A 13,404-nucleotide genomic window follows, 5' to 3' on the forward strand; every position below is an offset into this window, starting at 1 on the left:
TTCCTGAAGTACAATCTGATAACACGAGGGTAATGTTATCTCTGCAAGAACACGCTTTGTTATTGTTTTGTTAATGATTTTTGCTTTCTGAGCTACTATAACCACAGCTTTTGGCAGTGACAATCATAAAAACCGCAAATACTGCGCATAAATGCATCAAGTGCTTTGAATCACCTACACTAACTCTATATAATTCGCGCACTAAAATTTATGCAATTCAGGTAGAGAAACCCATGAGTCTTAATACAGTTCCAGCAGGTAAAAACCTGCCAGATGAAGTTAATGTTATCATTGAAATCCCAGCGCATGCTGATCCGGTAAAATACGAAGTAGATAAAGAATCTGGTGCATTATTTGTTGACCGTTTTATGGCAACTTGCATGCATTATCCTTGCAACTACGGTTACGTTCCTCATACCTTATCTGAAGACGGTGATCCGGTTGACGTATTAGTGGTAACGCCTTTTCCTCTGTTAGCGGGTTCTGTTATTCGTTGTCGTCCGGTTGGCGTATTAAACATGACTGATGAATCAGGTACTGATGCTAAAATTCTGGCGGTGCCTGCAGACAAGTTATCTACCATTTACCGTGGTATCCAGGAATTCGATCAGGTGCCTGAGTTACTGCGTAACCAGATTGAACATTTCTTCGCTCACTATAAAGATTTAGAGCCTAATAAATGGGTTAAAATCGACGGTTGGGATAACGCTGCTGCTGCTAAAGCAGAAATCGTTGCCAGTGTTGAGCGTTACAATAAAGAAGAAGACAAGCCAGCATTCTAAGCTGATTATCTTTTTAAAAAGCGCCGGTTATGACCGGCGTTTTTTATTGGTGCGGAATCATTCCAGCCGCACCTGTGCCATAAAATACACGTAAAAAAGGATGGGCATCCATGCTATCCGCATAGCATTGTGGGATAATCTCTTTACGCTATTTTATTGTTAAGAGCTTATGTCCCGTCTTCGCGCTTTGTGCCAACAACCTCAGTTTTTATTACTCGCCATGGCATTTGTGATGCCACTGACGTTCTCGGTGTGGAATGCACTGCTGAATAATTTTGTCATTGAAAAAGCCCAGTTTAGCGGTGCGGAAATTGGCATGTTGCAAAGCTTGCGTGAAATTCCCGGCTTTTTAGCGTTTACTGCTGTGTTTGTCTTGCTGGTTATGAAAGAGCAAACACTGGCGTTAGTGTCATTAGCGATTTTATCGGTTGGGGTTGCAATAACAGGCTGGTTTCCGTTTGAACTGGGTCTGTATTGCACGACGGTATTGATGTCGGTGGGCTTCCATTATTTCGAAACCATTAATCAATCGCTGACCCTGCAGTGGCTGAGTAAAGAGCAAAGCGCACACTTTATGGGGAAGCAGCTGGCAGTAAAAGGCTTTGCCTCACTACTGGCTTATGGCCTGATTTGGGTATTGATGGAGTGGTTTGCGGTTAGCTATAACACAGTTTATATGTTGGCCGGTGGCGCAGGTTTATTGATCTGTGTGTTTTTATGGCTGGCGTTTCCACAATTTAAGCAACCTTCAACGCAGAACAAAAAACTCATTCTGCGCAAGCGCTACTGGTTGTATTACGGGTTAACCTTTTTCAGCGGTGCGCGTCGCCAGATCTTTGTGGTGTTTGCTGCCTTTATGATGGTGGAAAAATTCCATTATTCGGTGGGGGATATCAGCCTGCTGTTTATGATTAACTATGTGTTTAATTTACTGTTTGCGCCAAGCATTGGTAAATGGATTGCGCGCATAGGAGAGCGCAACGCGCTGGTATTTGAGTATATTGGTCTGGCGCTGTTATTCAGTGGTTATGCATTAGTGGAAAACGCGCATATCGCCGGTGCTTTGTATGTGATTGACCACCTGTTTTTTGCGATGGCGATAGCGATGAAAACTTACTTGCAAAAAATCGCCGATCCTAAAGATATCGCCGCCACATCCGGTGTCAGTTTTACCATAAACCACATTGCCGCAGTGATTATTCCTGCCTTGCTTGGCATAGTGTGGCTAACGTCCCCGGCTTTGGTCTTTTTTATTGGTACGGGCTTCACCTTGTGTTCTTTGTTGCTGGCGCTTAATATTCCTGCTATCCCGCAGCCCGGTGCCGAAGTGAGAGTGAATATTTTAGACTGGGCTAATCAGGCTGCTATTCCCGCACCTCATACTGATGTACAGGTAAATAAATGAAAAAGTTAATTATCTTATTGTTTGCATTCATTCCGTTGCTCAGCTGGGCGGATACCAAAGAAGTGTTCTGGGAAGATTTAGTACCTAAAAATTATGTAGCACCTGAGCAACAAGTAAATCACTCGGGTGGGGGCACCAGTGGCCAGGTGGGGGAAAACTCGCCTGTGGTAACTGAATACAATGGCGAAACGGTAAAAGTACCGGGTTTTATCGTGCCATTGGAGGGAGACCAGAATAGTCTGACTGAATTTTTATTGGTGCCGTATTTTGGTGCCTGTATTCATGTTCCACCACCACCATCCAACCAGATAGTGCATGTGAAATTTGCAAAGGGCATTAAAGTCGACAGTTTGTATGAGCCAGTATGGATTCAGGGGGTGTTATCTACCGATGGCTGGAAAGGTGATATCGCTACCGTGGGTTATACCATGCAAGGTGCCACAGTGGAGCCATACGAAGGATAACCGGGCTGATTGTCGATTAAATCTGTAAAGAACGGGCATATTTAAGCCCGTTTTTATTATGCTGATTATTTTCCCGTTCGCCCCTTATTAACCTCCATCTGCCCCACATCCGTTACCAGTTAGTGTTAAAACGTTTTAATCTGAGAGTAATGCTCAAAGATTGCTGAACACTTTTTCAAGGACACTAAATGACATTAATTAAAACGGGCTGCGGCATATTACTCAGTGTTATGACATTTTGCGCACAAAGTTACGCAAAAGACTCGTTACCTGAATTAACGGGATCCTATATGGGGCAAACTCCACCGGGAGATATTCCCATCGCATTTGCTCCTGGTCTGGTATCTACTGAACATTGGGAATATGGTGGTACTTTCACCCCTGATTTGCAGGAGTTTTATTACCTGAATTTTGGTGAAAATGACAAGCAGCAAATGGTAGTGATTAAAAATATCAATAACCAATGGCAAAAAGCCGTTATGTCCCCGCGTCAGGGTACGCCTGTTATTTCGCCAGATGGTAAAACCATGCATCTGGGCAAGCGCTATAAAACCCGGACAGAAACTGGATGGTCAGAGATTAAAAGCCTGGGCGCGCCATTTGATGAATTGCCTATTATGCGGCTTAGTGTGTCATTAAAAGGCACATATTTTATGGATGAATTTAAGTCGGATTTTACAGGAGCAATTCGATATTCAAGGTTGATTAACGGTAAACACCAACAACCCAGATTGCTGGCAAAAAATATTAATGCCGGAAAAAGTTTTCACCCCTTCATTGCTCCCGACGAATCCTACTTAATTTTTGATGGCAAAAGAGAAGGTGGCTATGGCGATTCTGATCTTTACATAAGTTATCGTCTTCAGGATGGTTCATGGGGAGAGCCGGTTAATTTGGGTGATAAAATTAATACTGATGCATGGGAAGCGGCCGCCAGTGTTACTCCTGATGGTAAATATCTGTTATTTAATCGAAATGTTGGCTCAACAAGTTTTGAAAATGTGGATATTTTTTGGGTAGATGCAGGCATTATTGAAACCCTAAGACCAAAAATCTAATTATTATGCACCCCAGTAAAGTTGATCGCGCCAATCTTAAAAAATTAACTGATTTGCCTAATATCGGCAAAGCAGGTGCCGATGACCTGCGAATGCTTGGGATCGACAAGCCTGAGCAGTTGGTCGGTATGTGTCCGTTTCAAATGTATGAGCAACTGTGTGACATTACATCGGTGCGTCACGACCCCTGTGTTATCGATGTTTTTATCTCGATTACCCGCTTTATTGAAGGGCAGGACGCTAAACCCTGGTGGCATTACACCTCAGAGCGAAAGGCTTTTCTTAAACAAATAGATAATCAATCCAGTAAAAATTAAAACAATATCAGGATGATAACTCATGAAGTTGAAGCATATTGATGCATGGTTTTTAACGGCCGTTTGTTTGGCCTTATTTACTCTTGAAGCGAATGCCAGCACAGATAAACCAGCAAAAGAAATTACCGGTGATAATGAGATAGTTGAAACTCTCGGGATGAAACATACCCTGCGTTCCGACATACTGAAGGAACAACGGGAGTTATTAATACATTTACCGAAAAATTATCAGAATAGTGGTTTTGCATATCCGGTTTTGTACGTGCTGGATGGCGAGCAACACTTTAACAGTACGATTCAGGCTACACACAGATTATCAATCAGTGACAAATTACCAGCGCTTATTATTGTTGGCATAAGCAATAATACAGGACAGCGAATGCGTGATGCCTATTTTGAGCCGGTAAGGTTCGCGGATTTTGTGCAATCCGAAGCCGTTGCTTATGTGAATCAACATTTTCGTACGTCTTCACAAAATATATTGTTTGGTCATTCCGCCATGGGGTTGGTAACGCTCAATCTCCTTTTACAAAAAGCATCGCCATTTGAATATTTTATTGCGTCCAGTCCGGCACTGGAGGGGGAAAATGATGGTTTAGTGAGTCAGTTAACAGCATTAGCCGGGCAGACCGAACCCCGTTCTTTGTATCTGTCAGCTGGGGAAAAAAGCCGGGAAGGAAAAGGATTTGTAGATGGGGCTCATGCTGCAGCCGAGGTTTTTAAGCGCATTTCGAATCCACATTTTTCGTGGACGTTTCAGCAACACAGTGGCCAGAATCATACGTCAGTATCTTATTTGTCATTATTTTTAGGGCTAAGTGAGCTGTTTAACGATTATCAGGCACCACCTTTAAATACCTATCAGGAATTTAAACAATATGGCGGAATGTCTGCGCTAAAAGCATTTTATAAGAAAAGAGGTTTGAGATTTAAAAATGCGACAAAAGTACCTGTGCACACTATTGCATCACTAGCTTATGCATTTCTGTCAGAGGGAAAATCCAGCGATGGAATCACTTTGTTAACCGACAATCTCCCGGACTACTCTGACAATTCGGTGTTGTACGGAGCACTGGCTTATCTGCATGAAGAAAACCAGACCTATCAGTCAGCATTACAATCCTACCAGTCAGCTCTCAGGCATTTTAATCCGCTTCTGGAACGGCAGGAGACTCAAAAGTACTACATGGCAAAAGTACAGGAAATGGCAGAAAAACTGTCAAAGAATAAACCGTGAGATTGCACGCTTAAGCGTATGAGACGGTAAATGTCATTGGGGCAGGCACTGATTTATTAAACAGGCAGCCTGAGTTTTTAGCTTAAAGTAAGTTGAGATAACTTGTTGAACAATAAACTAATTTGGGTAATTGATTCACCTTTTTCCAGAGCAATAAAGTGGTTACTGATGGATCAAAAGATTCAGCATCAGGATCATATCCTTACCTGGGATCAGTTATCGTCCGACAGTTTGTTAGCGGCCTCTAATCCTAAAAAACAAGTGCCTGTATATATCAACCAACAGCAATTTTTATACGATGCACTGCTAATCGCATTAAGTGTATTACCGGCTGACTGGTATCAATCTGCAGATGCAAAAATTTATCGTCTGGCAGACGCTGATTTAGAAACCGCAATTATTTTTTTATTCAGAGCCAGTTTATTAAAGGAACAATTTGGAGCAAGTGAAAACAGTGAGTTAATGCAACAGGCGGGTATTCGTGTATACCAGCAAAGTACTGATATCTTATTTGATTATTTTGCGGGTATACCACAATCGCATGATTTGAATGTTGGGGCTGTGCTGGCTTTTAGTGCAATACTTGCCTGCAGATCGCTTTCAGATAGCGACATGATATTAGATTATCGTGTTAGTGAACTGAGCAAACTGTCGTGCGCGATGAGTAGTAATGTGATTTATCATCAAATGGCGACGACCTATGCAGGCCAACCGGCAAACAGTCTGCCGTTTTATATTTGAATGAGAAACGTAAATTTATCCTGTTAAGGTTTTATTTATTGCAAAATAACGTTGAGCAAGACTAATGAAACTTATTACGATTAAAATCTAAATTGCGCCATTAACATTACTTGTTGCTGACGATGGGCTGCCTGCCAGTTACGCCACAAGGTTCGGTTTTCATTATCGCTGTTCACATGTAACCACTCTGCACCCAGATTCCACTGCGGCGAATACTGATAGCGCCACGCCAGCGTAATGCTATGGCCGTGACTATCATTGGGATCGGCGGGGTTGGCGTCGGTTTCCACCACTTCAAAATCATCAAAGCGGGCAGAAAAACGGTGTTTATCCCACTGATAACTGGCCATCAGATACCATGACGTAAAGTCAGTATATACACCACCATCATAGGTACCCATGCCGGTTTGACCGTCCATCCACTGCGCCAGTATTCTGAAGTTTCGGTTGAATTTATGTTGTACCGCCAGAGATAAAAAGTGATTCTGCCATGCATATTGCCAGTTACTTTCAACTGCCAGTGGATCGGCACTATTGTTGTAGTAATACAGACGTACATCGGTTTGTTGTAGATAACGCCAGTTAATGCCGGCGTAATAGCCAAAACGACCATCGGTTTCGCGGGTGACCTGTAAATGATCCGGGAAGGCTTTGTCGAACATGCCAAACTGGAAATAATCGGCAAAATAAACGCGTTCATTCAGACTTGTTTGGCGGTTATGCAATGCCCAGCCGCGCCAGGCTAATAATGTGCCTGCCGGGTCGTTACCTTTAAATAAAGCGGCGCTAAAGGTAAAGCTGTGGGGGCTATGGTACTGGCGACCTGAACGGGTAACACTCCATTCCAATCCTGCTACTCTGACTTCTTCTGCCAGCCAGGAATTGATGGCTGAAAAACTGTAGGTATAAGGTGATGTCCAGCCGGTATCAACATTTTCCAGCGACATCGCCGGATAAAACAGCCCTAATTTAAGTTGATGTTTTAGTCCACGACTCAGTGGTGCATAGGTTAAAAACGCCTGACTGATGCCTACATGCTGATCGCCGTCGGGATAATACTGCGCGACCACTTCATAACTCAGATCATCGATGAGATCGCCCCTGGCTTCAATTAATGCCTGCGACAATTCCAGCGTGTCGTTTTCATTAAAACGCAATACACCTACGCCGCCTTCCATCCAGCTATTTAGCCAGTTTTTATCGTAAGCAGCATCGACGTAACCCACTTCAACAATGCCATCCAGTTCGATTGACCGGCTAAAAGCAGTGTTGCAAAAAAGTGCGAGGGTAAGAAAACTAGTGAGGCGTTTTATCATCTTTAGTAGTCAGTTAACTCGTCATTATTTTCATAATCTGCCAATGCAGGTAACAATTCATCATTGAGTTGAATAGTCTGTTGTTTATCACCTTTAACTGTCAGTTGAATCGCTTTGTCTTTGTCAGCATTCTGCAACAAAGGACTCCAGTACTTTAACTGATAATCTCCATCTGGCAAATCGAGCGTCACTGCGCCCTGTTTGTTAGTTTTAGCAAACCAGGGCGTATCGACCGAATAGATATAACCCAGCATCCAGTCATGAATGTTACAACCTAATACGACTTCACCCGCCTTCTCGAACTGAATGGGTTTGGCTTTACCCCCGTCATAAAGGCGCAGCTCAAAAGATTTAGCCGGGGAAAAGGAATAAACGTGATGTTTAATTGAATCGGAATTGGGGAAGTTAACCCAGGAAGATTTTTGCACCACCAGAATATGTGGCACAAACTGTTTATGGATTTGATCCATCACTGCACTGTGATCAAGTGGTGCAGCCTCGTTTGGCATGCTGCTTTTATCCAGCGGCTCTGCGTACACCACAATATTAGGTAACAGCCTATTTTTTGAATCAGTAACGGTAACTGATAGCTCGGCGGCGTATACGCCGATGTTGAATAAACTGGAAACTAATATAACGCTTTGTGCAATAAACGATTTTTTCATGTTGATCTAACTTCCACTTTTACAACATCAGACCCTGCTAACAGGGATATTTATTCAATATAAACGTTACTATCAGGCTTCTACCCATAATGCTTGTAGTTTTTCGCGTACATCATCTGGCAGCGGCGTCGATTTTTGTTGCTGGTAATCGAAATGAACCAGTGTGGTGCGCCCTTCGGCACATAACTCGCCGCGCTGCCACACTTGTTGATAGACCTCGCAGGATTTATTACCCAAACGGCTAATACCGGTTTTGATTTCCACTTCCGGGCCCATAAAAATCTGCGCCAGAAAATCCACTTTATAACTGGCCAGTATAATTGGCCAGTTATCTAAATCCATTTCTGGCGTGAATAGCTTAAACAGCGGCTCACGCGCCGCTTCAAACCAGCCAACCAGCACAGTATTGCTCACGTGTTTAAGCGCATCGGTTTCGTAAAATCTAACCTGTAATTTATGACTTAACATTTAACTTCCTTACAGCAAAGGTTTTAAGAATCGAGCGGTATGCGATTGTTTCTCTTCCGCCAGTTGCTCTGGTGTGCCCTGCGCAATAATCTGTCCCCCACCTGAGCCACCCTCCGGGCCTAAATCGATGATCCAGTCAGCGGTTTTGATCACATCGAGATTATGCTCAATGACCACCATGGTATTGCCGTGATCGCGCAGACGATGCAGTACTTCCAGAAGCTGTTTAATATCCTGAAAGTGCAGACCGGTAGTCGGTTCATCCAGAATATAGAGTGTCTGGCCGGTATCACGTTTGGATAATTCACGCGCCAGTTTGACCCGTTGCGCTTCACCACCGGATAAGGTGGTGGCCGCCTGACCAAGACGGATATAACTCAAACCTACATCCATCAGGGTTTGTAACTTGCGAGCTACCGCTGGGATTACATCAAAGAACTGGCGAGCATCTTCGACTGTCATTTCCAGCACTTCGTGAATGTTTTTACCCTTGTACTGAATTTCCAGCGTTTCGCGATTGTAACGCTGGCTTTTACACACATCACAAGGCACATAAACATCGGGCAGGAAGTGCATTTCTACTTTAATTACGCCGTCACCCTGACAGGCTTCACAGCGACCGCCTTTCACGTTAAAGCTAAAGCGTCCTGGTTTGTAACCGCGTGAGCGCGCTTCCTGTGTACCGGCAAATAATTCACGGATTGGTGTGAAAATACCGGCATAGGTAGCAGGGTTGGAGCGTGGTGTGCGTCCAATCGGGCTTTGGTCGATATCGACCACCTTATCCAGCTGATCCAATCCCGTAATGCTGGTATAAGGTGACGGTTCACCTGTGGTGGCACCATTTAATTCGCGGTGAGCGATTTTGTAAAAAGTATCGTTAATCAGAGTGGATTTACCTGAGCCGGATACCCCGGTTACGCAAGTCATCAGGCCGATGGGAACATTTAAATCCACTGATTGTAAGTTATTACCGGTCGCCCCTTTTAATTCTACCCAGCCCTTTTCGCCGGCCGGGGTGCGGGTTTTAGGCACTTCAATTTTGACTTCACCGCTTAAATATTTGCCGGTTAAGGAATTAGGATTGCTTTTGATTTGTTCGAGTGTGCCTTCGGCAACAATTTCACCACCGTGCACCCCTGCACCCGGGCCAATATCGACAATATGGTCGGCTTCACGAATGGCATCTTCATCGTGCTCAACCACAATCACGGTATTGCCCAAATCACGCAGGTGAGTCAGGGTTGATAACAGTCTTTCGTTATCACGCTGATGCAAACCGATTGATGGTTCATCCAGAACATATAAAACGCCGACTAAACCGGCACCAATCTGGCTGGCCAGACGAATACGCTGGGCTTCACCACCTGATAAGGTATCAGCGCTACGCGACATGTTTAGATAATTAAGGCCCACGTTAACCAAAAAGCTCAAACGATCGTTGATTTCCTTGAGAATTTTCTCAGCAATCTGTGCACGTTTACCGCTTAGGTTTAAAGTTTCAAAAAACGTTAGTGCATCGGCAATCGACATTTCAGTCACTTGCGGCAAGGTAGTGTTTTCCACATACACATGGCGCGCTTCCTGACGTAAACGTGTACCGTGACAGCTATGACAAGGCTGCTGGCTTAAATATTTGGCTAACTCTTCACGCACCGCATTCGATTCAGTCTCTTTATAGCGGCGCTGCATATTGGGAATGATGCCTTCAAACGGATGCTGACGTTCAATCACATCACCACGGTCGTTAATGTATTTAAATTTGATTGAGGTGCTTTTGCTACCAAACAACACCACATCCTGCGCTGCTTTTTCCATTTCGGCAAAAGGTTGGGTTAAATCAAATTTGTAATGTTCAGCCACGGCTTGCAGCATTTGAAAATAATAAAAACTGCGCTTATCCCAGCCACGTATGGCACCACCGGATAAACTCAGTTCATCGTTGGAAATAATGCGCGCCGGATCAAAAAACTGACTGGTACCTAACCCGTCACAGCTTGGGCAGGCACCCGCAGGGTTGTTGAACGAAAACAGACGAGGTTCCAGTTCGGCCATGCTGTATCCGCAGTGCGGGCAGGCAAAGTTAGATGAAAATACGATTTCTTCTTTATCCGGTTCGTCCATCCAGCTAATGCGGGCACTACCGCCGGATAATTCCAGTGCGGTTTCAAAGGATTCTGCCAGACGCAATTGAATATCTTCGCGTACTTTAAAACGGTCAACGATCACATCGATATCGTGTTTTTTGTGTAAATCCAGTGGCGGTGGATCAGATAAATCACACACTTCACCATCAATGCGTGCGCGGATAAAACCTTGTGCGGCTAAGTTTTCCAGCGTTTTGGTATGTTCGCCTTTACGTCCCGAAACAATCGGGGCGAGTAACATCAGTTTGCTGTCGGCAGGCAACGCCAGAACGCGATCAACCATTTGGCTAACCGTTTGGGCATCGAGCGGCACATCGTGATCGGGGCAGCGCGGCTCACCGGCACGTGCATACAGCAATCGCAGGTAATCGTAAATTTCGGTAATGGTACCCACAGTCGAACGCGGGTTATGCGACGTGGATTTTTGCTCGATGGAAATGGCAGGCGACAGGCCTTCAATATGATCCACATCGGGTTTTTCCATCATGGATAAAAATTGACGCGCATAAGTAGAAAGAGACTCTACATAACGTCTTTGTCCTTCGGCATATAAAGTATCAAATGCAAGTGAGGACTTACCTGAACCCGATAAGCCTGTGATAACAATGAGCTTATCCCGGGGAAGATCCAGGCTGATGTTTTTGAGGTTGTGAGTACGGGCACCGCGAACTTCTATTTTATCCATAACGCCTTGAATTGCCGAAAATTGAAAACCCCCAGTATCGCACATTCGCTGAGCAAGATGCGAAATGAAATTCGGTTTTTTGCACTATACCCTTGTGATAAACTTTTGAGCTTTTCCAACGAGCTATTTTTCCTTTGAATAAATTAGAAATTAAAGCCGCAATTTCTCTCGCATCCATCTATGTGTTGCGCATGCTCGGCTTATTTATGGTGATGCCGGTACTGGCGGTACTGGGCAAAAGTTTTGATGATTATTCTCCTTTCCTGGTTGGTCTGGCCATTGGTGGTTACGGTTTAACTCAGGCTGTGCTGCAAATTCCCATGGGCACTTTATCTGATCGTGTTGGCCGTAAACCGGTGATCATCGGTGGTTTGATGATGTTTGTTATCGGTAGCTGGGTAGCGGGCAGTGCTGACAGCTTAACCGGGGTTGTTATCGGACGATTTTTACAAGGTGCCGGTGCTATTGCGGGGGCGGTAATGGCGCTGGCAGGAGATGTCAGCCGTGATACCCAGCGCAGTAAAATGATGGCAATTATTGGTATTTCGATTGGTTTTTCATTTTATCTGGCGGTGATATTAGGGCCTATTATTACCAGTGCCTTTGGTTTGAGTGGCATTTTTTATATCACGGCTATTTTAGGTACTTTGGCAATCCCATTGGTTAAATTTGTGGTGCCTGATGCGATTAACCTGGCCCCTAGTCGGGATACATTGCCATTGATTGCGGATGTTAAAAAAGTACTGAAACAAGGTCAGTTAATGCGCCTCAATGTCAGCGTATTATTGCTGCACATGTTAATCACTCTGTTGTTTACTCAGTTGCCCGGATTGATTAGCAAAGCGGGCTGGCCACTGGAAAAACACTGGGAACTGTATCTACCCATCCTGATTTTATCGATTGCCGGTCTCGGTTTACTGATGCGCTTAAGCAAGCATTTATCACCCGCACGCCCCATGCAGTTAGCCATTGGTTTACTGATTTTGGCCTTTGCCGGGTTTATCTGGATGGATTTGTCCCTGCATATTTTATTGATGCTGGGTTTGTTATTTTTTATTGGGTTTAATTTCCTTGAAGCAAATTTACCGGCACTGGTGTCGGGCATAGCGCCTGCGGGTAAAAAAGGTTCAGCAATGGGCATTTATGCCAGTTTCCAGTTTTTTGGTGCCTTTTTGGGCGGAACGCTGGCTGGTGCCATTACTCAAGAGTTAGGCGGGCAACTGGTATTTGCTTTAGCATTAGCCATTTGCATTGCCTGGTTACCAATACTGTCAGGATTCAATGGAAATAATCACCTAAAACGGTATACACTAGCGTTAGATTTACAACACTGCAGCGCACAAGAATTAGCGCAAAAACTAACAGCGTTAAGTGGTGTAAAAGACGTCACTATTATCCTTGAAGAGCAAACAGCCTATCTTAAAGTCGAGGATCAACATTTTAACTTGCAGCAGGCCAGAGAGATTGCTGGTCAGTCATCATAATCAGGAGCAATAATGGCAAGTCGCGGAATTAATAAAGTTATTTTAGTGGGCAACCTGGGTCAGGATCCGGAAGTTCGCTACACGCCAAACGGCAAAGCAGTGGCGAACTTAACGCTTGCTACTTCTGAAAGCTGGAAAGATCAATCTGGTCAGATTCAGGAAAAAACTGAATGGCACCGTGTGTCCATGTTTGGGAAATTAGCTGAAATTGCGGGTGAATACCTGAAAAAAGGCAGCCAGGTCTATGTGGAAGGTAAACTGCAAACCCGTAAATGGCAGGACCAGCAAGGTCAGGATCGTTATACCACTGAGATTGTGTTAGATCCGTTTAACGGCGTAATGCAAATGCTGGGTGGTGGTTCTGGCGGTGGTAACCGTGGTCAGAGCAATGATGGTGGTGGTTATCAGCAACGTGCACCTCAGCAGCAACAACCACAGTATCAGCAATATCCAAATCAGGGTGGTGGTCAGCCGCAACAAAGCCGTCCACAGCAACAATCGCAGCAAAATAACCCGCCTATGGCTGAGCCAGACTTCGATTTTGATGACGATATCCCGTTCTAGCTTTCCAATCTTTACACTGTAAAGAACAAATTTTGACAAAGCCCTGTTTTAACAGGGCTTTTGTTTTTCTG

General features: G+C 44.4%; 13 protein-coding genes. 9 read left to right on the forward strand and 4 right to left on the reverse strand.

The genetic code is table 11. The annotated features are described in order from the left end of the window. The first annotated feature begins 233 nt into the window (after positions 1–233). The 7 genes from ppa to H8B19_RS09330 all read left to right on the forward strand — a co-directional run bounded on the left by ppa (position 234) and on the right by H8B19_RS09330 (position 6,004). Positions 234–782 (forward strand): inorganic diphosphatase, encoded by a 549-nt coding sequence (ppa, locus tag H8B19_RS09300; protein WP_186506549.1) that lies wholly within the window; start codon positions 234–236, stop codon positions 780–782. A gap of 169 nt (positions 783–951) precedes the next feature. Beyond that, on the forward strand, positions 952–2,187 hold the full coding sequence (locus tag H8B19_RS09305) for an MFS transporter (RefSeq protein ID WP_186506550.1): 1,236 nt from the start codon (positions 952–954) through the stop codon (positions 2,185–2,187). Continuing rightward, positions 2,184–2,651, forward strand: a complete 468-nt coding sequence (locus H8B19_RS09310) for a DUF3299 domain-containing protein (protein WP_186506551.1) — start codon at positions 2,184–2,186, stop codon at positions 2,649–2,651. The genes H8B19_RS09305 and H8B19_RS09310 overlap by 4 nt, the downstream gene beginning before the upstream one ends. A gap of 188 nt (positions 2,652–2,839) precedes the next feature. Beyond that, on the forward strand, positions 2,840–3,709 hold the full coding sequence (locus H8B19_RS09315) for a TolB family protein (protein WP_186506552.1): 870 nt from the start codon (positions 2,840–2,842) through the stop codon (positions 3,707–3,709). Positions 3,710–3,714: 5 nt separating this feature from the next. Beyond that, positions 3,715–4,026 carry a helix-hairpin-helix domain-containing protein gene (locus tag H8B19_RS09320; protein ID WP_186506553.1) on the forward strand — a complete coding sequence of 104 codons (312 nt, stop codon included), beginning with the start codon at positions 3,715–3,717 and terminating at the stop codon, positions 4,024–4,026. A gap of 22 nt (positions 4,027–4,048) precedes the next feature. Continuing rightward, complete coding sequence (locus tag H8B19_RS09325) at positions 4,049–5,263, forward strand: alpha/beta hydrolase (RefSeq protein ID WP_186506554.1); 1,215 nt, start codon at positions 4,049–4,051, stop codon at positions 5,261–5,263. Between the two features lie 105 nt (positions 5,264–5,368). Further along, positions 5,369–6,004 carry a glutathione S-transferase N-terminal domain-containing protein gene (locus H8B19_RS09330; RefSeq protein ID WP_277816396.1) on the forward strand — a complete coding sequence of 212 codons (636 nt, stop codon included), beginning with the start codon at positions 5,369–5,371 and terminating at the stop codon, positions 6,002–6,004. 80 nt (positions 6,005–6,084) lie between these two features. Here H8B19_RS09330 and H8B19_RS09335 read toward each other — a convergent pair whose 3' ends face one another. From H8B19_RS09335 to uvrA, 4 genes are all read right to left on the reverse strand, one after another. Beyond that, positions 6,085–7,320, reverse strand: coding sequence for a hypothetical protein (locus H8B19_RS09335; RefSeq protein WP_186506556.1), 1,236 nt, complete (start codon positions 7,318–7,320; stop codon positions 6,085–6,087). Positions 7,321–7,322: 2 nt separating this feature from the next. After that, entirely contained in the window at positions 7,323–7,985 is a 663-nt protein-coding gene (locus H8B19_RS09340; RefSeq protein WP_194362685.1) for a methylamine utilization protein, read from the reverse strand. Positions 7,986–8,057: 72 nt separating this feature from the next. Continuing rightward, entirely contained in the window at positions 8,058–8,453 is a 396-nt protein-coding gene (locus tag H8B19_RS09345; RefSeq protein WP_186506557.1) for an acyl-CoA thioesterase, read from the reverse strand. A gap of 9 nt (positions 8,454–8,462) precedes the next feature. Then, complete coding sequence (gene uvrA / locus H8B19_RS09350) at positions 8,463–11,285, reverse strand: excinuclease ABC subunit UvrA (RefSeq protein ID WP_186506558.1); 2,823 nt, start codon at positions 11,283–11,285, stop codon at positions 8,463–8,465. Positions 11,286–11,419: 134 nt separating this feature from the next. Between uvrA and H8B19_RS09355 the strand changes: the two genes are divergently transcribed. Both H8B19_RS09355 and H8B19_RS09360 read left to right on the forward strand, forming a co-directional pair. Further along, entirely contained in the window at positions 11,420–12,769 is a 1,350-nt protein-coding gene (locus H8B19_RS09355; protein WP_186506559.1) for an MFS transporter, read from the forward strand. 12 nt (positions 12,770–12,781) lie between these two features. Next, on the forward strand, positions 12,782–13,333 hold the full coding sequence (locus tag H8B19_RS09360) for a single-stranded DNA-binding protein (RefSeq protein WP_186506560.1): 552 nt from the start codon (positions 12,782–12,784) through the stop codon (positions 13,331–13,333). Positions 13,334–13,404: the final 71 nt, after the last annotated feature.

Source organism: Neptunicella marina (assembly GCF_014270035.1).
In the GTDB taxonomy this organism is placed as follows: Bacteria; Pseudomonadota; Gammaproteobacteria; order Enterobacterales; family Alteromonadaceae; genus Neptunicella; species Neptunicella marina.